The 20,269-nt window shown below is 65.1% G+C and carries 15 protein-coding genes and 1 pseudogene; 9 read left to right on the top strand and 7 right to left on the bottom strand.

The window, feature by feature from the left end:
• The first annotated feature begins 110 nt into the window (after positions 1 to 110).
• The 4 genes from acnB to H0I86_RS12845 all read left to right on the top strand — a co-directional run bounded on the left by acnB (position 111) and on the right by H0I86_RS12845 (position 5,705).
• A complete protein-coding gene (gene acnB, locus H0I86_RS12860) occupies positions 111 to 2,711 on the top strand; it encodes a bifunctional aconitate hydratase 2/2-methylisocitrate dehydratase (protein ID WP_180925298.1) in 2,601 nt (866 codons plus the stop codon).
• A 358-nt stretch (positions 2,712 to 3,069) separates the two neighbouring features.
• On the top strand, positions 3,070 to 3,951 hold the full coding sequence (locus tag H0I86_RS12855; RefSeq protein ID WP_180925297.1) for an alpha/beta fold hydrolase: 882 nt from the start codon (positions 3,070 to 3,072) through the stop codon (positions 3,949 to 3,951).
• Between the two features lie 338 nt (positions 3,952 to 4,289).
• Positions 4,290 to 5,015, top strand: coding sequence for an autoinducer binding domain-containing protein (locus H0I86_RS12850; protein ID WP_038579745.1), 726 nt, complete (start codon positions 4,290 to 4,292; stop codon positions 5,013 to 5,015).
• A gap of 30 nt (positions 5,016 to 5,045) precedes the next feature.
• Positions 5,046 to 5,705 carry an acyl-homoserine-lactone synthase gene (locus H0I86_RS12845; RefSeq protein WP_180925296.1) on the top strand — a complete coding sequence of 220 codons (660 nt, stop codon included), beginning with the start codon at positions 5,046 to 5,048 and terminating at the stop codon, positions 5,703 to 5,705.
• Here H0I86_RS12845 and H0I86_RS12840 read toward each other — a convergent pair.
• From H0I86_RS12840 to H0I86_RS12820, 5 genes are all read right to left on the bottom strand, one after another.
• Positions 5,687 to 6,967, bottom strand: coding sequence for a serine/threonine transporter (locus tag H0I86_RS12840; RefSeq protein WP_180925295.1), 1,281 nt, complete (start codon positions 6,965 to 6,967; stop codon positions 5,687 to 5,689). The two genes, H0I86_RS12845 and H0I86_RS12840, sit on opposite strands and share 19 nt — an antisense overlap.
• Positions 6,968 to 7,303: 336 nt before the next feature.
• A complete protein-coding gene (locus H0I86_RS12835) occupies positions 7,304 to 7,531 on the bottom strand; it encodes a formate dehydrogenase subunit delta (protein WP_009048514.1) in 228 nt (75 codons plus the stop codon).
• Positions 7,528 to 10,404: a formate dehydrogenase subunit alpha gene (gene fdhF / locus H0I86_RS12830; protein ID WP_180925294.1), complete on the bottom strand. Its 2,877-nt coding sequence runs from the start codon at positions 10,402 to 10,404 to the stop codon at positions 7,528 to 7,530. Before fdhF ends, H0I86_RS12835 begins: the two co-directional genes overlap by 4 nt.
• The gene (locus H0I86_RS12825) at positions 10,401 to 11,960 is read right to left on the bottom strand and encodes a formate dehydrogenase beta subunit (protein ID WP_180925293.1); all 1,560 of its coding nucleotides are present in this window, start codon (positions 11,958 to 11,960) and stop codon (positions 10,401 to 10,403) included. The genes fdhF and H0I86_RS12825 overlap by 4 nt, the downstream gene beginning before the upstream one ends.
• A complete protein-coding gene (locus H0I86_RS12820) occupies positions 11,954 to 12,436 on the bottom strand; it encodes a formate dehydrogenase subunit gamma (RefSeq protein WP_180925292.1) in 483 nt (160 codons plus the stop codon). Before H0I86_RS12820 ends, H0I86_RS12825 begins: the two co-directional genes overlap by 7 nt.
• Before the next feature lie 620 nt (positions 12,437 to 13,056).
• Between H0I86_RS12820 and H0I86_RS12815 the strand changes: the two genes are divergently transcribed.
• The 5 genes from H0I86_RS12815 to H0I86_RS12795 all read left to right on the top strand — a co-directional run bounded on the left by H0I86_RS12815 (position 13,057) and on the right by H0I86_RS12795 (position 18,308).
• Complete coding sequence (locus H0I86_RS12815; protein ID WP_180925291.1) at positions 13,057 to 13,596, top strand: cysteine hydrolase family protein; 540 nt, start codon at positions 13,057 to 13,059, stop codon at positions 13,594 to 13,596.
• Between the two features lie 235 nt (positions 13,597 to 13,831).
• Positions 13,832 to 14,782 (top strand): 2-hydroxyacid dehydrogenase, encoded by a 951-nt coding sequence (locus tag H0I86_RS12810; RefSeq protein WP_180925290.1) that lies wholly within the window; start codon positions 13,832 to 13,834, stop codon positions 14,780 to 14,782.
• A gap of 255 nt (positions 14,783 to 15,037) precedes the next feature.
• Positions 15,038 to 16,105 carry a phosphotransferase family protein gene (locus H0I86_RS12805; RefSeq protein ID WP_180925289.1) on the top strand — a complete coding sequence of 356 codons (1,068 nt, stop codon included), beginning with the start codon at positions 15,038 to 15,040 and terminating at the stop codon, positions 16,103 to 16,105.
• 35 nt (positions 16,106 to 16,140) lie between these two features.
• Positions 16,141 to 16,908 carry an SDR family oxidoreductase gene (locus H0I86_RS12800; RefSeq protein WP_007923881.1) on the top strand — a complete coding sequence of 256 codons (768 nt, stop codon included), beginning with the start codon at positions 16,141 to 16,143 and terminating at the stop codon, positions 16,906 to 16,908.
• Positions 16,909 to 17,192: 284 nt separating this feature from the next.
• Positions 17,193 to 18,308 (top strand): Gfo/Idh/MocA family protein, encoded by a 1,116-nt coding sequence (locus H0I86_RS12795; protein ID WP_180925288.1) that lies wholly within the window; start codon positions 17,193 to 17,195, stop codon positions 18,306 to 18,308.
• A gap of 103 nt (positions 18,309 to 18,411) precedes the next feature.
• On the opposite strand, the gene H0I86_RS12790 is transcribed toward H0I86_RS12795, so the two are convergent.
• Both H0I86_RS12790 and H0I86_RS12785 read right to left on the bottom strand, forming a co-directional pair.
• A complete protein-coding gene (locus H0I86_RS12790) occupies positions 18,412 to 19,845 on the bottom strand; it encodes an FAD/NAD(P)-binding protein (protein WP_180925287.1) in 1,434 nt (477 codons plus the stop codon).
• 14 nt (positions 19,846 to 19,859) lie between these two features.
• A pseudogene (locus H0I86_RS12785) lies at positions 19,860 to 20,266 on the bottom strand (ATP-binding cassette domain-containing protein); the annotation flags it as partial.
• Positions 20,267 to 20,269: the final 3 nt, after the last annotated feature.

Raw genomic sequence — 20,269 nt, 5'->3', positions numbered from 1 at the left:
TGTCGGCAATTCTGGCTAAGCGACCCACAACGTCACGCAGCGCATGAGTACGGCAATTTCGGGATGAGCGTCCCGGACACCCATTTGGGACCACTGATGAGGGTAATACTGTGCTTGAAGCCTACCGCAAACATATCGAAGAGCGTGCAGCCCTGGGTATCGTTCCCCAGCCGCTAAACGCCGAACAAACTGCAGGCCTGGTCGAGCTGCTGAAGAATCCCCCCGCTGGCGAAGAAGCCTTCCTCGTTGACCTGATCACCCATCGCGTTCCGCCAGGAGTCGACGAAGCCGCCTATGTAAAGGCCGGTTTCCTCTCCGCGCTGGCCAAAGGCGAAGCCCAATCCCCTCTGCTGGACAAGAAGCGCGCCGTTGAACTGCTGGGCACCATGCAGGGCGGCTACAACATCGTGACCCTGGTCGAGCTGCTGGACGACGCCGAGCTGGCTCCGGTCGCGGCCGCACAGCTCAAGCACACCCTGCTGATGTTCGATGCCTTCCACGACGTCGCGGAAAAAGCCAAGAACGGCAACGTTCACGCCCAAGCCGTACTGCAATCCTGGGCCGACGGCGAGTGGTTCAAGAACCGCCCGGTACTGGCCGACAAGATCAGCCTGCGTGTGTTCAAGGTGCCTGGCGAAACCAACACCGACGACCTGTCCCCTGCCCCGGATGCCTGGTCCCGTCCTGACATCCCGCTGCACGCCCTGGCCATGCTGAAAATGGCCCGTGACGGCATCGTTCCGGACCAGCAAGGCGCCATCGGCCCGATGAAACAGATCGAGCAGATGCGCAACGACGGCTTCCCGATCGCCTACGTCGGCGACGTGGTCGGTACCGGTTCGTCCCGTAAATCGGCGACCAACTCCGTACTGTGGTTCTTCGGCGACGACGTTCCTTACGTGCCGAACAAGCGCGCGGGCGGCTTCTGCTTCGGCAGCAAGATCGCACCGATCTTCTACAACACCATGGAAGACGCCGGCGCCCTGCCGATCGAATTCGATGTGTCGAAGATGAACATGGGCGACGTGATCGACCTGTACCCGCACGCCGGTAAAGTCACCAAGCACAACAGCGACGAAGTCCTGGCCACCTTCGAAATGAAGACCCCGGTCCTGCTCGACGAAGTCCGTGCCGGCGGCCGTATCCCGCTGATCATCGGCCGTGGCCTGACCGAGAAGGCACGCGCCGAACTGGGCCTGCCACCTTCGGACCTGTTCAAGAAGCCGGAAGCTCCGGCCGAAAGCACCAAGGGCTTCACCCTGGCGCAGAAAATGGTCGGCAAGGCGTGCGGCGTCAAAGGCGTGCGTCCAGGCACCTACTGCGAACCGAAGATGACCACCGTCGGCTCCCAGGACACCACTGGCCCGATGACCCGTGACGAACTGAAGGACCTGGCTTGCCTGGGCTTCTCTACCGATCTGGTGATGCAGTCGTTCTGCCACACCGCGGCCTATCCGAAGCCGATCGACGTCACCACCCACCACACCCTGCCTGACTTCATCATGACCCGTGGCGGCGTATCCCTGCGTCCGGGCGACGGCATCATCCACAGCTGGCTGAACCGCATGCTGCTGCCGGATACCGTCGGCACCGGTGGCGACTCCCACACCCGTTTCCCGATCGGCATCTCGTTCCCTGCCGGTTCCGGCCTGGTGGCCTTCGCCGCCGCCACTGGCGTCATGCCGCTGGACATGCCGGAATCGATCCTGGTCCGCTTCAAGGGCAAGCTGCAGCCTGGCGTCACCCTGCGTGACCTGGTCCACGCCATCCCTTACTACGCGATCCAGAAAGGCCTGCTGACCGTCGAGAAGAAAGGCAAGAAGAACGCCTTCTCCGGCCGCATCCTGGAGATCGAAGGTCTGGAAACCCTGACCGTCGAGCAAGCCTTCGAACTGTCCGATGCCTCGGCCGAGCGTTCGGCTGCCGGTTGCACCATCAAGCTGTCCAAAGAGTCGATCGCCGAATACCTGCAGTCGAACATCACCCTGCTGCGCTGGATGATCGGCGAAGGCTACGGCGATGCCCGTACCCTGGAGCGTCGCGCTCAAGCCATGGAAGCCTGGCTGGCCAACCCTGAGCTGCTGGAAGCCGACAAGGACGCCGAATACGCCGAAGTCATCGAGATCGACCTGGCCGACGTCAAGGAGCCTGTGCTCTGCGCGCCGAACGACCCGGACGACGCTCGCCTGCTCTCCAGCGTGGCTGGCGAGAAGATCGACGAAGTGTTCATCGGTTCCTGCATGACCAACATCGGCCACTTCCGTGCTGCCGGCAAGCTGCTGGATCAGGTCAAGGGCCAGCTGCCAACCCGCCTGTGGCTGTCGCCGCCGACCAAGATGGACGCTCACCAGCTGACCGAGGAAGGCTACTACGGCATCTACGGCAAGGCTGGCGCGCGCATGGAAATGCCGGGCTGCTCGCTGTGCATGGGTAACCAGGCCCGCGTCGAGCCGAACTCCACCGTGGTTTCGACTTCGACCCGTAACTTCCCGAACCGTCTGGGTGACGGCGCGAACGTCTACCTGGCTTCGGCCGAGCTGGCGTCCGTTGCGTCCATCCTGGGTCGCCTGCCGACCGTCGAGGAGTACATGGAATACGCCGGCAAGATCGACAGCATGGCAGCGGACGTGTACCGCTACCTGAGCTTCGACCAGATCGCCGAGTTCCGTGAGGCTGCTGCGAACGCCAAGATTCCGGTGGTTCAAGCCTAAGGTTGCAAGGCAATGAAGAACGCCGCGTATCCCACGACGATACGCGGCGTTTTTTTTATCCCGGCGATCACCTCGCTAGTCGCTCTGGCAGCAGAACGCCAGGCGTCTTTGCCTACCAGATCTGGTAGTTGTTAGCCCTCCCCGCCCTTGCTAAAAATCACGCCACTGCCAACGGCACCCGACGCTCGTCCGAACGTCGAACGCTGCCCGCTTGCCACGGCCTTGGGATGACAGCTGTCAACCCGCGCCGATCGCTCAAAGCGCTCACACGACTATAAAAACATCCCGCGCACGACAGCTGGATCTCAGCTGCCGCGGACTCTTTCGCCCCGTCAAAAGCAACAAATGGAGGTGTGCTATGTGGCGTAACCATTGTGTGATCGAAAAAGCGTTCAACGACTACTGTGTGCATGTCGAACAATTGGGCAACGACCCGCAACGCAAGACGGTGTTGCTGGTCAACGGCGCCATGGCCACCACCACCGCCTTCGCCCGCACCAGCCGCTGCCTGGCCGAACATTTCAATGTGGTGATGTTCGACCTGCCGTTCTCCGGCAACTCGCGGCCGCACAACCCGGACCAGCGCCTGGTGACCAAGGACGACGAAGTGGCGATCCTGCTGGCGCTGATCGAGCGCTTCAAGGTCAACCATGTGGTGTCCACCTCCTGGGGCGGCCTGTCGACCCTGCTGGCCCTGACCCACAACCCGGATACGGTGGAAAGCTCGGTGGTGATGTCCTTCACCCCGACCCTCAACCCGCCGATGCTCGATTACATAAGCGGCGCCCAGGCCTTGCTGGAGCGGCAGGACAGCGGCGGGATCGGCCACCTGCTCAACGGCACCCTGGGCAAGCACCTGCCACCGCGCCTGAAGGTCGCCAACCAGCTGCACATGGCCACCCTGGTGGACGCCGAGCGGCACCAGGTGTGCTTTCATATCGAACAGGCGCTCAGGCTCAACCAGGGCACCTTCGTCCAGCGCCTGGCAGCGATCGACAGCCATGTGCATTTCATCAATGGCGCGTGGGACGAATACACCCCGGCGCAGGATGCCCAGCAGTTCCGCCGTTATGTCCGCGATTGCAGCTTCGCGGTGGTCGAGGGCAGCGGGCATTTTCTCGACCTGGAATCGAGAACCGCCGCCGACGGCGTGCATCGCGCGCTACTCGCCCAGTTGCTGCCGAGCGCCCGCGAGCCGGCCACCGCTGTGGAACCCATCACCCGCCTGCGTTTTGCCTGAAACTGCCCATCCCCTGGCCGGAGACAGCCAGAACACTCAAGGAAAAGAGTTATGTGCATGATCGCCAGCGGTTTTGCCGGGGACGTCTTTTCCCCTTACTGGCCTGGCCAGCACCTTTACGGCACACGGCCACAGCGCGACGTATTGACGCAACCCAGCCTTGGCCATGACCCCCCTTGCAGAGTGCCACCTTCCGAATTGCCGGCCCCGCGCCCGGGCGGCCAGGTGAAGGACGCAGGATCAGGGCAGTTGTGGGATTTTCTATGAACTTCATGAATATTGACAGCGTATTGCCCTGGACTAGATTCCCTGACGTGCAAGGAATCAAGGCAAACGCCATGGAGAAACGACAGGATTTCATGCACTGGTGGAACGACCTGCGCATGGAGATGCTCAAGCAACAGGAAAGCGCACAGGTATTCGCGCTGCTGGAACGGGAAGTCCGGTCCCTGGGGTTTGATTTCTACGCTTACGGAGTCAGGCATTCGATACCTTTTACCCGCCCGAAAATCGATATCTATGGTTCTTATCCGCAAGCCTGGATAGAGCGTTACCAGCAACAGAACTACGCCGCGATCGACCCGACGATCCTCAACGGCCTGCGCTCCACGGAAATGGTGATCTGGAGCGACGCCTTGTTCGGCAAAGGCTCGGTGCTGTGGGGCGAGGCTCGGGAATGGGGTTTGCGGGTGGGCGCCACCTTGCCCATCCACACGCCCGACAGCGCCCTGAGCGTGTTGTCGGTGGCCCGGGAATGCACGGCGATCAGCGCCGTGGAACTGGGAGAAATCCGCCTGCGCCTGCGCTGCATCATCGAACTGGCAACCACGCGCCTCGGCGAACTCGGGCACCCCAGCAGCCAGGTCGAACAGCTGGAGCTGAGCGCGCGCGAGCGGGAAATCCTGCAATGGACGGCCGACGGCAAGAGTTCCGGGGAGATAGCCCTGATCCTGGGCATCTCGGTGAATACCGTGAACTTCCACCTCAAGGTCATCCAGAAGAAATTCGGCGCGGCCAACAAGACCCTGGCCGCCGCCTATGCCGCCGTCCTGGGGCTGATCTGACGCTTCACCCGACGATAAGGATATCGACCCATGATCACTGTGATATCACGGCATGAAAGCCAGCTTTCACCGACACTGCGCGACGACCTCGGTCGCTATCGCCATGCGGTCTTCATCAAGCAACTGGGTTGGCGACTGCCCGCCGGCACCCGCCAGTGCGGGCACGAGGTCGATCAGTTCGACCATGCCGACACCCGCTACACACTGGCGCTGGACAGCGAGGAAAAGGTCCATGGCTGCGCCCGCTTGCTGCCGACCACCCAGCCCTATCTGCTGGCGGACGTGTTCGGTTTTCTCTGCGACCGGCCCGCGCCGCGGCAGCACGACACCTGGGAAATCTCGCGTTTCGCCGCCTCGGCCCTGGAAAACGGCAAGCTGCCGATGCGGGTGTTCTGGCACACCCTGCACACCGCCTGGACCCTGGGGGCGAACTCGGTGGTGGCGGTGACCACGCCAGCCCTGGAGCGCTATTTCCTGCGCCATGGCGTGGCACTGAGCCGGCTCGGCCAGCCGCAGCGGGTCAACCGCGACTGCTTGCTGGCCCTGGACTTTCCGGCTTACCAAAAAAACGGCCGCGCCGCGCTTTATACGCAGTCAGCGGCCGTGGCTTCGCTGAATCAGGCATTTCTGCGCGGCAACCCACCGCCAACGCGCGGTGGGCCGCCGGCGGGTCAGGCGCTCAGGGAGTAGACCAGCGCGGTGATCGCCACCAGGCCGACCAGGGTGACGAACACGTTGGAAGCCTGGCCGCGGTAGCGGGCCATGGCCGGCACCTTGCGGATGGCATACATCGGCATCAGGAACAGGATGGCCGCGATGATCGGGCCGCCCAGGGTTTCGATCATCCCGAGGATGCTCGGATTGAGCGTGGCGACTATCCAGCACACCACCAGCATGAAGGCCGCGGTCATGCGGTCCAGGGCCTTGGCGCCCGGACGGCGGCCGCTCTTCACGATCAGCCCCTTGAGGCCTTCGCTGGCGCCGATGTAGTGACCCAGGAACGACTTGGCGATGGCCACGAACGCGATCAACGGCGCAGCGAAAGCGATGGTCGGGTTGCTGAAGTGGTTGGCCAGGTACGACAGGATCGACAGGTTCTGCGCCTTGGCTTCGGCCAGTTGGGCCGGCGACAGGGTCAGCACGCAACTGAAGACGAAGAACAGCACCATCGCCACCATCAGCAAGTGCGCGCGGGAGAGGATCTGCGAGCTGCGCTCTTCGGCGTGTGCGCCATAACGACGCTTCTGGTCCACGGCAAAGGCCGAGATGATCGGCGAATGGTTGAACGAGAACACCATGACCGGGATCGCCAGCCACAGGGTGTGCAGGAACGCCGAAGGTTCAGGCAGGGTGCTGGCGGTGCTGAGGATGCCGCCGTTCCAGTGCGGAATCAGGAACACCGCGAGGAACAGCAAGGCGACGATGAACGGGTAGACCATCAGACTCATGGCCTTGACGATCGCCTGCTCGCCGCAGCGCACCACGGCCAGCAGGCCGAGGATCAGCACCAGCGACAGCACGGCGCGCGGCGGCGGCATGATGTGCAGCTGGTGCTCCATGAAGCTGCCCACGGTGTTGGTCAGGGCCACGCTGTAGATCAGCAGGATCGGGAAGATGGCGAAGAAGTAGAGCAAGGTGATCAGGGCGCCGGCCTTGATCCCGAAATGCTCTTCCACCACTTCGGTGATGTCCGCGCCGTCACGCCCGGAGAGCACGAAGCGGGTCAGGCCACGGTGGGCGAAGAAGGTCATCGGGAACGCCAGCAGCGCCAGGATCAACAACGGCCAGAAGCCGCCCAGGCCGGCGTTGATCGGTAAGAACAGGGTCCCTGCGCCGATGGCGGTGCCGAACAGGCCCAGCATCCAGGTAGTGTCTTGGCGATTCCAGCTCGCGAGGGTCGCTGGGGCTGCCGCTTCAAAGCGTTGATCAACGCTGTTGGCCTGATCATTCATCCGGTGGGATCTCCACATTCCGGTCATTTGCCACTCGGCCAGGACGCGTCGGAATACCCGACAGACAGAGCCCTCGCCGAAACAGGGGCGCGATTGTCCGGGATTACTCGGCAGAAGCAAAGACTTAGCTGAGGAACGGTTTGCCGGTGCAGATGTCTGGAGCGCGGTTTTGCGGGGTCAGGCACCGCCTTTCATTGATCTGCGGCAAGTGCTGGGCTCGGGTTCAGGCCTGGCCTTCGTGCTGGAGATGTAACGCAGAAGCCAGGGCAAGGCCCTGGCTTCTGGTTGGTTGCAACGAGGCGGTCCGGTTCAAGGTTTGCCCGCCAACGGCAGACGCTAGGTCTGCCCTTGCGTTTCCTCTTCCTTCAACGCCGCCTGCACCAGGGGGTGCAGCGCCGCGCCAGGGTGTGTCACCTCCCAGGCGGTCAACTCTCTGCGCATGGCCGGCGTCCAGAAGCTTTTCAGGTGCTGGCGCACGCTGCGCACTGCCTGGGCCTTGTCTGGTTCGCTGGCGAAGAACTGGGCAATCTGGTTGGCCATCTTGATCAGGCTTTCGCTGCTCATCGGCGCACCTCGGCTTTCTCGGCGTGACGACGTTCCCGCAGCAGGCGCCCCTGTTCATCGCTGAACGCCTGATAGCGTTTCTGCCATTCGGAAGGCTGGTTGACCCGCACCACCTCCACCGCCGTCACCTTGTATTCCGGGCAGTTGGTGGCCCAGTCGGAGTTGTCGGTGGTGATCACGTTGGCGCCCGATTCCGGGAAGTGGAAGGTGGTGTAGACCACCCCCGGCGCCACCCGCTCGCTGACCTTGGCCCGCAGCACCGTTTGCCCGGCGCGGCTGCCGATGCCGACCCAGTCGCCATCGACGATGCCGCGGTTCTCGGCGTCGGCCGGGTGGATTTCCAGGCGGTCCTCCTCGTGCCAGGCCACGTTGTCGGTGCGCCGGGTCTGGGCGCCGACGTTGTACTGGCTGAGGATGCGCCCGGTGGTCAGCAGCAACGGGTAGCGGCTGTTGACCTTCTCCTCGGTGGGCACGTAGCCGGTGAGCATGAAGCGGCCCTTGCCGCGCACGAACTCATCGATGTGCATGGTCGGCGTGCCGTCCGGCGCGGCATCGTTGCATGGCCATTGCAGGCTGCCGTGACGGTCCAGCTCGGCGTAGCTGACGCGGTGGAAGGTCGGCGTCAGGCGCGCGATCTCATCCATGATCTCCGATGGATGGCTGTACTGCATCTTGTAGCCCAGGGCGTCGGCCAGGGCGATGGTGGCCTCCCAGTCGGCCTTGCCGGCCAGCGGTTCCATGACCTTGCGCACCCGCGAGATGCGGCGCTCGGCGTTGGTAAAGGTGCCGTCCTTCTCGAGGAAGGAGCTGCCCGGCAGGAACACATGGGCGAACTTGGCCGTCTCGTTGAGGAAGATGTCCTGCACCACCACGCACTCCATGGCCGTCAGGGCGGCGGTCACGTGCTGGGTGTTGGGGTCGCTCTGGGCGATGTCCTCGCCCTGGCAGTAGAGCGCCTTGAAGGTGCCGTCCAGGGCCGCCTCGAACATGTTGGGAATGCGCAGGCCCGGGTCGGGTTGCAGGGTCACGTTCCAGGCCTGTTCGAACTGGGCGCGCACCGCCTCGTTGGAAATATGCCGATAGCCAGGCAGCTCGTGGGGGAAGGAGCCCATGTCGCAGGAGCCCTGGACGTTGTTCTGCCCGCGCAGCGGGTTGACCCCGACACCCTCGCGGCCGATGTTGCCGGTGACCATCGCCAGGTTGGCGATGCCCATCACCGAGGTACTGCCCTGGCTGTGCTCGGTGACGCCCAGGCCGTAGTAGATGGCCGCGTTGCCACCGGTGGCGTACAGCCGCGCGGCGTCGCGGATCTGTTTGGCCGGTACCCCGCAAATCGGCCCCAGGACCTCGGGGGAATTCTCCGCCAGGCTGACGAAATCGCGCCAGCGGGCGAAGTCCGCCGCCTCGCAGCGCCGATCGACGAAAGGCTGGTTGACCAGGCCCTCGGTGACGATCACATGGGCCAATGCATTGAGCATGGCCACGTTGGTGCCCGGACGCAGCTGCAAATGCAGGTCGGCACGGGCATGGGGCGAATCCACCAGGTCGATGCGCCGCGGGTCGATGACGATCAGCCGCGCGCCCTGGCGCAGGCGGCGCTTGAGCTGGGAGCCGAATACCGGGTGCGCGTCGGTAGGGTTGGCGCCCATCACCAGGATGACGTCGGCCTGCATCACCGAGTCGAAACTCTGGGTGCCGGCGGACTCGCCCAGCGTCTGCTTGAGCCCGTAGCCGGTGGGCGAATGGCAGACCCGTGCGCAGGTGTCGACGTTGTTGTTGCCGAAGGCGGTACGCACCAGCTTCTGCACCAGGTACGTCTCTTCGTTGGTGCAACGGCTGGAGGTGATGCCGCCGATGGAGTCGCGTCCGTATTTCAGCTGGATGCGGCGCAACTCGCTGGCCGCGTAGGTGACCGCCTCTTCCCAGCTGACCTCTTGCCACGGATCGCTGATGTGCTTGCGGATCATCGGCTTGGTGATGCGGTCCGGGTGAGTGGCGTAGCCCCAGGCAAAGCGCCCCTTGACGCAGGAGTGGCCGTGGTTGGCCTGGCCGTTCTTGTCCGGGACCATGCTCACCAGTTGCTCGCCTTTCATTTCGGCGCGGAAGGAGCAGCCCACGCCACAGTAGGCGCAGGTGGTGATGACGCTGCGCTCGGGCTGGCCGATCTCCACCACGCTCTTTTCCATCAGCGTGGCGGTCGGGCAGGCCTGTACGCAGGCGCCGCAGGACACGCACTCGGAGTCGAGGAAATTGTCGCCGCCGGCCGCCGCCACTCGGGAGTCGAAGCCGCGCCCGCTGATCGTCAGGGCGAAGGTGCCCTGGGTTTCCTCGCAGGCGCGCACGCAGCGGTTGCAGACGATGCACTTGCTCGGGTCGTAGTCGAAATAGGGGTTGGAGACGTCCTTCCGTTCGTCCAGGTGGTTGGCGCCCTCGTAGCCGTAGCGCACTTCCCGCAGGCCCACCTGCCCCGCCACCGTCTGCAACTCGCAGTTGCCGTTGGCCGAGCAGGTCAGGCAGTCCAGCGGGTGGTCGGAGATGTACAGCTCCATCACGTTGCGCCGCAGGCTGGCGAGCCTGGAGGTCTGGGTGTGGACGACCATGCCCTCGGTCACCGGCGTGGTGCAGGAGGCCGGATAGCCGCGCATGCCCTCGATCTCCACCAGGCACATGCGGCAGGAGCCGAAGGCTTCCAGGCTGTCGGTGGCGCAGAGTTTGGGGATGCTGGTGCCGAGCAACGCCGCGGCGCGCATCACCGAAGTGCCGGAGGCCACGCTGATTTCGCGGCCGTCGATGGTCAGGCTGACCTGCACCGCGCTTTCGCGGGCCGGGGTGCCGAGGTCGATATCACTGGTAGGGTCGAAGATATTGATCATTGGTCGGCCTCCGTGGTCGCCAGACCGAAGTCGGCGGGAAAGTGCTTGAGGGCGCTGGCGACGGGGTAGGAAGTCATCCCGCCCAAGGCACAGAGCGAGCCGTATTGCAGGGTGTCGCAGAGGTCTTGCAGCAGCAGCGCCTGTTCCTCACGGGCTGCGGCGTCGGTGCTGGCGATCAAGCGGTCCACCACCTCCACCCCGCGGGTCGAACCGATCCGGCACGGCGTGCACTTGCCGCAGGATTCCTCGGCGCAGAACTGCAAGGCGAAACGGGCCATCTGGGCCATGTCCAGGCTGTCGTCGGCGACCACCACGCCACCGTGGCCGAGCATCGCGCCCATGGCGGCGAACGCCTCGTAATCCAGCGGCGTATCGAATTGCGCGGGGGGCACCCAGGCTCCCAGCGGCCCACCCACTTGCGCCGCCTTCAATGGTCGACCGCTGGCGGTACCGCCGCCATAACCTTCCACCAGTTCGCGCAGGCTCAGGCCGAAGGCACGTTCGACCAGGCCCGCCTGGCGGACGTTGCCGGCCAGCTGGAACGGCATGGTGCCCAGGGAACGTCCCATGCCGAAGTCGCGATAGAACTGCGCGCCCTTCTCCAGGATGATCGGTACCGAGGCCAGGGTCAGCACGTTGTGCACCAGCGTCGGCAAGCCGAACAGGCCCTGCAGGGCCGGCAGCGGCGGCTTGGCGCGAACCGTGCCGCGCTTGCCCTCGAGGGACTCCAGCAGCGCCGTCTCCTCACCGCAGATGTAGGCGCCGGCCCCCACCCGCACGTCCAGCTCGAAGGGGCGGCCGCTACCGCCCACGTTCGCCCCCAGGTAACCGGCCTCGCGGGCGATGCGCAGGGCCTCGTTCAGGGTGCCGATGGCGTCCGGGTATTCCGAGCGCACGTAGATATAGCCCTTGCTGGCGCCCACGGCGAGGCCGGCGATGATCATGCCTTCGATCAGCAGGAAGGGGTCGCCCTCCATCAGCATGCGGTCGGCGAAGGTGCCGGAGTCGCCTTCATCGGCGTTGCAGACCACGTACTTCTGGGCACCCGCGGCTTCGCGCACGGTGCGCCACTTGATACCCGCCGGAAAGGCCGCGCCACCCCGGCCGCGCAGGCCGGAGTCGAGCACGCTGGCCACCACCTGCGCGCCCTCCATCTGGATGGCCCGGGCCAGGCCCCGGAAACCGCCCTGGGCGCGGTAATCGTCCAGGGACAGCGGCTGGGTGATGCCGGCCCGAGCGAACAGCAGGCGCTGCTGGCTCTTCAGATAGGGGATCTCTTCCACCGGCCCCAGGGCCAATGGGTGGCTGTTTGGGTCTGCCGCCAGGGCGTCGAGCAGGCTCGGCACGTCCTCCGGGGTCAGGGGGCCGAAACCCAGGCGGCCGTCGGCGCTGTCCACTTCCAGCAGCGGCTCCAACCAATAGAGGCCACGGGAGCTGGTGCGGCACAGCTCCAACGGCAGTTGTCGACGTTCGGCCTCACGCACCAGCGCAACGGCCACCTTGTCCGCGCCCACGGCACGGGCCACCGAATCGCGGGGGATATAGAGCTTCAGCATGCGCCATCCTCCAGGCAGCCACTGACCAGCTGGCGCAGGCGCTCGGGGGTGATCCGGGCGTGCAGCTCGCCGTCCAGTTCCAGGGCCGGCGAACAGGCGCAGGCCCCCAGGCAATAGACCGGTCGCAGGTTGATACTGCCGTCGGCCGTGGTGCCATGGTCGTCCAGCAACAGTTGTTCGCGCAGTTGCGCAGCCAGGTGTTCGGCGCCCCGGCTCTGGCAGGACTCGGCCCGGCACAGGCGCAGGGTATGGCGCGCGGGCGGCGTGGTACGGAAATCGTGGTAGAAGCTGATCACGCCGTGCACTTCAGCCAGGCTGAGGTTGAGGGCATGGGCGATCTCGGGGATGGCGGCGTCGGGGATGTACCCACAACCGTCCTGAATGGCGTGGAGAATCGGCAGCAAGGCACCGGGGGTGTCCTTTTCGCGCTCCAACACGCTGTGAATCAGAGGCAGGTGAAGCGTGTCATCAGACATAAACGTACCTCGGCATCTCGAACGCCACCGCCGCATAGCGGCAGCCCGTCCGGAGTCTTCGGCTGCAGCGCCCGACCACGTCACGGAGGCGTGGATCCTCGGTCACCATTCTTGCTCTCCGGCCAAGTGTCTTGGCGCACCGGGTCCGGGGCATCCTGGAAGCTTGCCCATCACCATAGCCCGGCGATTGCACCCAGGCGACCCATCGTGTCCTGAAAGCGACCTGCTGGTCAGGAGCACTGACCCGCACCCGCTCAAGACACTCAAGCAAGCTCAGCGTAGTTCACAGGCCCCATCGATTACCCACCCGGCTCGCTGATCCAGCGCTGCAAAAAGCGGCAACAATCCTTCGGCGCCTTCGCCCGACGGCTGGAAACCGCCAAGGCCCGGACACTCAAACCAGCATCCCCCTCGGATTGACAGTGCGCAAACCCTGGCCCCATGATCGGCGCCATGAATCCTTTCCCGCGCCACCTCACCCGCACTACCACCACGACCGCTTCCGGCGGGTCGTGTGGTCGCTGCATGAGCTGACAACAGCGCAGTCGAACCCAAGGCCCCGCCAGCAATGGACGGGGCCTTTTGTTTCTCCGTCCAGCTGGCTCACAAGGAGAAACACCATGCCGTCACCCCAGGCCCAGCGCCCCGCCCTGCTGATCGTCGACATGCAGGTCGGCCTGTTTCACGGACCAGAGCAGCCCTTCGAGGGGCAGCGCGTGCTCGACAACATCAACCAACTGATCCACCGCGCCCGGCAGGCCGGCACGCCGGTGATCGCCGTGCGCCATACCGGCCCGCAAGGTTCGCCCATCGCCGCCGGCAGCGCGCCGTGGCAACTGCTGCCGCAATTGCAGCTCGAGGCCAGCGACCAGCGGCTGGACAAAACCCGCCCCAATTGTTTTGTCGGCACCGGGCTGGCCGAACAGCTGCGGGCCGAGCAGATCGATGAACTGGTGATCGTCGGCATGAAGACCCAGTACTGCATCGACGCCACCTGCCGCGCCGCCCTGGACCTGGGGTTCGCCGCCGTGCTGGTGGAGGATGCCCATACCTGCATGGACACCCCGGCGCTGCCGGCCCGGGCGATCATCGAGCACCACAACGCGACCCTGGATGGCGCCTTTGTCCGGCGAGTGAAAACCGCCGATATCCGCTTCTGAATGCCCTCTCTGCAGGAGCCGGCTTGCCGGCGATCAGGCCCTCGCGGACGGCGACGCTTTCCAGGCCGCTGTCGCGGGGAAAACCCGCGACAGCGCCTTGCCAAAGTGCCCTGCAATCCGCAATCTTGAGCGCTTGAGTGGTTTATCACGGTACAGCAGTTCCATGAGCTGTACGCCGGTTGTCGTCGATGTGCCGTACGCCGTCCCTCCCTCTTCAGTCCTTCAGGAGACACGCATGCCCGCCACCGTTCTGGTCCTCGTCGAAACCATCAATGACTACCTGTGGATCCTGGAAAACCAGGGCTTCCACCTGATCCTCGCGCCGACGCCCAGCGAACGGGCGGCCGCCATCAAGGCCCATGCCGGGCAGATCAACGCGGTGCTCACCCGGGGCCCGCTGGGCCTGACCGCCGAAGAAATCGCCGCCCTGCCGCACCTGGAAATCATCTGTGTGATCGGCGCCGGCTACGAGCAGGTCGACCTGCAAGCGGCGAGCAACCGCGGGGTCGCAGTAACGAACGGCGCCGGGGTCAACGCCTCGTCGGTGGCCGACCACGCCATGGCCCTGTTGCTGTCCCTGGTCCGTGACATTCCCCGCGTCGATGCCGCCGTGCGGCGTGGCGAATGGCCGAAAGTCATGCGCCCTTCCCTGGCCGGCAAGCGCCTGGGTGTCCTCGGCCTTGGCGCCGTCGGCCTGGCCATCGCCAAACGCTGCGCCAATGGCTTCGACATGAGCGTCAGCTACCACAACCGGCAGATCCGCAGCGACGTGCCCTATAGCTTCTGTTCGACCCCGAGCGAGCTGGCACGGCATTCGGACTTCCTGATAGTCGCCACGCCCGGCGGCCTGGGCACTCGCCAGCTGATCGACAAAGCCGTGCTCCAGGCCCTGGGCCCGGAGGGGTTCCTGGTGAACATCGCCCGCGCCAGCGTGGTGAATACCGCCGACCTGCTGCAAGCCCTGGAGCAACGCAGCATCGCCGGCGCGGCCCTGGACGTGTTCGACGACGAGCCGCGGGTGCCGGATGCCTTGAAGACCCTGAACAATGTGGTGCTGACGCCGCACGTCGCCGGGCTGTCGCCGGAAGCGACCCAGGCCACGGTGGATCTGGTGGGCAAGAACCTCGTCGCCCATTTCAGCGGCCAGCCGCTGTTGACGCCTATCGCCCTGCCTGCGCCGAACTGAACCAGGCGCGGTACGAAGGCGCCCGCCACGCTGCGTAGAAACCGGCTGCCGATGCGCGAGCCCGGTCGGAATGCTCATTCAGGCCCCGCGATCTGGACTAGAGTGAAGCCGGGCACATTCAAACGCTTGTATCAAAAGCAATGATTGTCCGGCAACACGCTCACCTATAAAGCCCTTCGGCGATTGTGGCGCTCAGGTGGGCGCATTAGATTAGTCAATAATCTCTGGCCTCCAGAATAAGCAGAAGGGATAAGCATGGCGCTTACTGACCAGTCCACCCGTACTCGCTCCGGCGAGGAACTCGATGCCAGCCTGATCGATCCGTACCTCAAGGCACATATTCCGGGCCTGACCGGCACCCCGCAGATCAGCCAGTTTCCGGGCGGCGCTTCGAACCTGACCTACCTGCTGGAATACCCGGAACAGGAATTCGTCCTGCGCCGCCCGCCCTTTGGCCACAAGGCCAAGTCGGCCCACGACATGGGCCGCGAGTACCGCATCCTCAACCAGCTCAAGGACGGCTTTCCGTATTGCCCGAAAGCCTATGTGCACTGCACCGACGAATCGGTGATCGGCGCCGAGTTCTATGTGATGGAGCGGGTCAAGGGCATCATCCTGCGCTCCGACCTGCCGCCGGAGCTGGGTTTCGACGCGGCCAGGACCGAAGCCCTGTGCAAGAGCTTCATCGACAAGTTCGTCGAGCTGCACCGCGTCGACTACAAAGCCTGCGGCCTGAGCGACCTGGGCAAGCCCGAAGGTTATGTGCAACGCCAGATCAAGGGCTGGAGCGACCGCTACGAGAAAGCCCTGACCCCCGACGCGCCCAAGTGGGAAGCGGTCAAGGCCTGGCTCAACGACAAGATGCCGGCCGATCACCCGACCTCCAGCATCGTGCACAACGACTACCGCTTCGACAACGTGATCCTCGACCCGGCCAACCCGATGCAGATCATCGGCGTGCTGGACTGGGAACTGACCACCCTGGGCGACCCGCTGATGGACCTGGGCAACACCCTGGCCTACTGGATCGAAGCCAGCGACCCGGCGCCGGTACAACTGATGCGCCGCCAGCCGAGCAACGCCCCGGGCATGCTGACCCGCCAGCAGTTCGTCGACTACTACGCCGAACGCGCCGGCATCCAGATCGGCAATTTCGACTTCTACTACACCTACGGCCTGTTCCGCCTGGCCGGCATCGTGCAGCAGATCTACTACCGCTTCTTCCATGGCCAGACCCAGGACAAACGCTTCGCGCAGTTCATCCACATGAACAAGCTGCTGGAGCAGATGAGCCTGCAGGTCATCCACAAATCCAGCCTCTGATCGTCCCGGCGCCAGGCACACAATAAGGAAAAACCATGTCCAAGACTCAGTTGTTCGACCTCGATGGCAAGATCGCTTTCGTCTCCGGCGCCAGCCGCGGCATCGGTGAAGCCATCGCCAAGCTGCTGGCCCAGCAAGGCGCCCATGTGATCGTCTCGAGCCGCAAGCTCGAAGGCTGCCAGCATGTGGCCGACGCGATCGTTGCCGCTGGCGGCAAGGCCACCGCCATCGCCTGCCATATCGGCGAGATGGAGCAGATCAGCCAGGTGTTCGCCGGCATCCGCGAACAGTTCGGGCGCCTGGACATCCTGGTCAACAACGCCGCCACCAACCCGCAGTTCTGCAATGTGCTGGACACTGACCTCGGCGCCTTCCAGAAAACCGTCGACGTGAACATCCGCGGCTACTTCTTCATGTCGGTGGAAGCCGGCAAGCTGATGCGCGACAACGGCGGCGGCAGCATCATCAACGTGGCCTCGATCAACGGCGTGTCCCCCGGCATCTTCCAGGGCATCTACTCGGTGACCAAGGCGGCGGTGATCAACATGACCAAGGTCTTCGCCAAGGAATGCGCGCAGTTCGGCATCCGCTGCAACGCCCTGCTGCCGGGCCTGACCGACACCAAGTTCGCCTCGGCGCTGGTGAAGAACGACGCCATCCTCAAGACCGCCCTGGCGCAGATCCCCCTCAAGCGCGTGGCCGACCCGAGCGAAATGGCCGGCGCCGTGCTCTACCTGGCCAGCGATGCCTCGAGCTACACCACGGGCGTGTCGCTGAACGTGGATGGCGGTTTCCTGTCCTGATCGATTCTCGCCGTACAACAAAGGCAGCCTGCGGGCTGCCTTTTTTCATTTCTGGCACGGACGTGTAGGAGCAGCCGGTCGACGCTCGATTGCTCGCGATAAACGCAAGGACAACGCGTTCATTCAGGCAATACGCGTTACCGTTGACGACCATCGCGAGCAAGCTTCGCTCCTACAGAAGCTCTGGGGAGCAAAAATGAATATTTTTTCCACTAATTGCAATTAGAGAATATTTATTCCATAAATAACCTTCCTTAAAACAACAATTCTGCAAGGGGTCGGTTATGGGTGAACTGGGAATAGGCTTGATCGGCACCGGCTTCATGGGCCGGGCCCATGCGCTGGCGTTCCGCAATGTCAGCGCGGTGTTCGAGTTGCCGGTGCGCCTGCACCTGGCGGCGCTGGCCGATGCCGACCGCCAGCGCGCCGAGCACTGCGCCGCGGCCTGGGGTTTTGCCCGGGCCCACAACGACTGGCAACGGCTGATCGACGACCCCAGGGTCGACCTGGTGGCGATCACCACGCCCAATCACCTGCACTTCCCCATGGCCATGGCCGCCCTGAAAGCCGGCAAGGCGGTGTATTGCGAGAAGCCCCTGGCGGTCAGCGTCGAGCAGGCGCAACAGATGCAACACGCGGCCCAGGCCGCCGGGGTGGTCACCCGGGTCGGCTACAACTATCAGCACAACCCGATGGTCGTGCAGGCCAAGGCGCTGGTCGACAGCGGCGAACTGGGGCAGATCGTCAGCTTCCAGGGCGAGTTCAGCGAAGACTTCATGGCCGACCCGGCCTCGCCTTTCTCCTGGCGCTGCGACCCACAGCACGCCGGTGGCGCCCTGGCCGACCTGGGCAGCCATCTGCTGGCCATGGCGCGTTATCTGCTGGGCGAGGTCGAGGCGGTCTGCGCCGACAGCCAGACCGTGCACCACCAGCGCCCGGCCAGCGCCGGCAGCCAGGAACAGCGCCCGATCGCCGTGGACGACCAGGCCCACGCCCTGCTGCGTTTCGCCAGCGGCGCCCGCGGGACCTTCAGCAGCAGCTGGCTCAAGCACGGCTACAAGAACCACTTGAGTTTCGAGATCAGCGGCACCCGCGGCACCCTGGCCTTCGACCAGGAACGCCTCAACGAACTGCGCCTGTACCGTGCCGGCGATAGCGGCTTCCAGCGCCTGCAGGCCGGGCCCGCCCTGCCCGGCTACGCCGCCTTCAGCCCGGCCCCGGGGCATCAACTGGGCTACAACGAGCTGAAGACCCTGGAGGTGCATGAACTGATCATGGCCCTCGGCGGCCAGGGGCACGGCGGGACGGATTTCGCGCAGGCCTGGCAGGTGGAGCGGCTGGCGGCGGCGATCCGGGTTGCGGCGCGGGAGCAACGTTGGGTGAGGGTCGACTCCCTTTAAAGCCCATCGCCATACCTGTAGGAGCTCGCTCGCGAAGCGTTGTATCAGACACACCGCGTTGTTTCTATCGCGAGCAAGCTCGTTCCTACGGGGGGTGGCGTTGTTACGCCAGCGCCACCAACCGCGCCGCCAATGCCTTGGCCTGGCTGGCCACATCGGTCACCGCGGTGCTTTCCCACCACATGCCACGCAACGGCGGGCCCATGGCGAACAGCCGGCTGGCCACCTGCCCCTGGGCGTCCACCACCGCGCCACCGGCGTCGGCCCGGATCCCCAGGGCCAGCGGTCCCGGCTGGATCAGGCCACGGGCCAGCAGTTGCTGCGGCAACGGTCGGGCCACCCGGCGCCAGTCGTATTCGATGCCGCTGGAGTTGATCAGCGCATCGCCCGCGACCCAGCTGGTTTGCGTCTCGCCGCGGCGGCGAAGGCGAATCGCCAGGCGCCCATCCGCCGAAGGCTCCAGGCCCTTGAACGAGGCGGCATGGATGCGCAGCCGCCCTTCCCCGTGCAAACGCGCCACCAGCTCGGCGCTCAGGGGCGGAGAACGGTGGTGATGGCTTTCCCACCAGGGCCGCACATGCCGCACGAACTGCCGGCGCTGCCCATCCGTGGCCTGGCTCCACAAACGCCCGATATGGGCGCGCACCGTATCCAGCGGCGCCTGCCAGTCCACGCCGTCCGCCAGCGCCTGGCGGCACTGGCGACGCAGCTCGTGCACCAGCTGGCGCGGAGTGCGGATGCCAGGATCCTCGGCGAGGAAATCGACCCAGGCCGGTGGCTGGCGCCGCACATGGGGCAACAGGCCGTGGCGCGAGAACACCTCGATCGGCCCGCGATGCCCGGCCTGCTCCAGGGACACCACGGCGTCGACCATGGTCAGCCCGGAGCCGATGATCAGCACCGTTGCCTGCGGGTCGAGCCGGCTCATGGCCGAGACATCCCAGGGGTCGAGGGCGGCAGCGTTGAGGCCGCTGGATTCGGTCTGCGGCGTACGCGCCGCCGGGAACATGCCGGTGGCCAGCACGGCAAAGGCGCCGCGTAGTTGCTGGCCGTCGTTGAGGGTCAGCCAGGCACCCTCGGCGTCGGCCTGCAAGTCCACCGCCTCGGCGCGCACATGCGCCACCGTCGAGCCCTGCAAGGCGCCGATCGCCTGGGCTTCGGCCAGCCGCTGCTGGACATACAGGCCGAAGATCCCGCGAGGCGGAAACAGCTCGCTGACCGGCACGGGCTGCTGCTCCGACTCGGGCCAGCCGCCGCCGGCGATGTAGTCGCTCAGCCACTGGGTCAGGTCGTCGGCGTTGTCCGGGTCGACGCTCATGCGCGCGGCGTTGCCGTTCAGGGTGTGGCCCAGCTCGACGGCGCTGTAGGCCTCGCCGCGCCCCAGCTCGCTGCGCGGCTCGATCACCCGCACCTGGCGCCGGCCCGGCAGGCGCAGCAGTTGGGCGGCGAGCAAGGCGCCACTCAGGCCGCCGCCGACAATCAGTACATCGGCATCACGGGTGGCGCCAGTCGCCTGTCCGTTGGGTGTTTGGCTCATGGGGTTCTCACGGATCAGTGCCTGCCTAGGTAGAAGTCCTGCAGATCGCCCCGGGCCAGCAGTTCATCGGCCGTGCCGGACCAGGCCACACGCCCGGTGTCGAGCAGGTAGGCCCTGGAGGCGTACTTGAGCGCCACATTAATGTTTTGTTCGGCGATCAGGAAGCTCACCCGCGCCTCGCGATTGAGTTGCGCGACGATTTCGAAAATCTCCTGGACGATTCGCCGCCCGAGGTCAGCCCGGCGCGGGTGCCGCGCTTGGTCTTCAGGCGCGGGAACCAGGCGTAGATGCGCTCCAGGTCGGCGGACAGTTGCCGGCGACTCAAGCCACGGACAAAACCGCCGCTGCGCAGATTGTCCTCCACCGTCAACTGCGGGAACACATGGCGCCCCTCCAGCACATGGACCATAGCCTGCTGCAGCGG

Source organism: Pseudomonas chlororaphis subsp. aurantiaca (assembly GCF_013466605.1).
Taxonomy (GTDB): Bacteria; Pseudomonadota; Gammaproteobacteria; order Pseudomonadales; family Pseudomonadaceae; genus Aquipseudomonas; species Aquipseudomonas chlororaphis_I.
Note: the sequence above shows the minus strand (reverse complement) of the source record. Positions and strands in the feature narration are given on the sequence as shown.

Excerpts from the sequence above, each read along its gene's own strand:
- H0I86_RS12795 (WP_180925288.1), top strand. The coding sequence starts at position 17,193 with ATGGGTGAACTGGGAATAGGCTTGATCGGCACCGGCTTCATGGGCCGG.
- H0I86_RS12805 (WP_180925289.1), top strand. The coding sequence starts at position 15,038 with ATGGCGCTTACTGACCAGTCCACCCGTACTCGCTCCGGCGAGGAACTC.
- H0I86_RS12840 (WP_180925295.1), bottom strand. The coding sequence starts at position 6,967 with ATGAATGATCAGGCCAACAGCGTTGATCAACGCTTTGAAGCGGCAGCC.
- H0I86_RS12825 (WP_180925293.1), bottom strand. The coding sequence starts at position 11,960 with ATGCTGAAGCTCTATATCCCCCGCGATTCGGTGGCCCGTGCCGTGGGC.
- H0I86_RS12815 (WP_180925291.1), top strand. The coding sequence starts at position 13,057 with ATGCCGTCACCCCAGGCCCAGCGCCCCGCCCTGCTGATCGTCGACATG.
- H0I86_RS12790 (WP_180925287.1), bottom strand. The coding sequence starts at position 19,845 with ATGAGCCAAACACCCAACGGACAGGCGACTGGCGCCACCCGTGATGCC.
- H0I86_RS12820 (WP_180925292.1), bottom strand. The coding sequence starts at position 12,436 with ATGTCTGATGACACGCTTCACCTGCCTCTGATTCACAGCGTGTTGGAG.
- H0I86_RS12835 (WP_009048514.1), bottom strand. The coding sequence starts at position 7,531 with ATGAGCAGCGAAAGCCTGATCAAGATGGCCAACCAGATTGCCCAGTTC.
- fdhF (WP_180925294.1), bottom strand. The coding sequence starts at position 10,404 with ATGATCAATATCTTCGACCCTACCAGTGATATCGACCTCGGCACCCCG.
- H0I86_RS12845 (WP_180925296.1), top strand. The coding sequence starts at position 5,046 with ATGATCACTGTGATATCACGGCATGAAAGCCAGCTTTCACCGACACTG.
- H0I86_RS12855 (WP_180925297.1), top strand. The coding sequence starts at position 3,070 with ATGTGGCGTAACCATTGTGTGATCGAAAAAGCGTTCAACGACTACTGT.
- H0I86_RS12850 (WP_038579745.1), top strand. The coding sequence starts at position 4,290 with ATGGAGAAACGACAGGATTTCATGCACTGGTGGAACGACCTGCGCATG.
- H0I86_RS12810 (WP_180925290.1), top strand. The coding sequence starts at position 13,832 with ATGCCCGCCACCGTTCTGGTCCTCGTCGAAACCATCAATGACTACCTG.
- H0I86_RS12800 (WP_007923881.1), top strand. The coding sequence starts at position 16,141 with ATGTCCAAGACTCAGTTGTTCGACCTCGATGGCAAGATCGCTTTCGTC.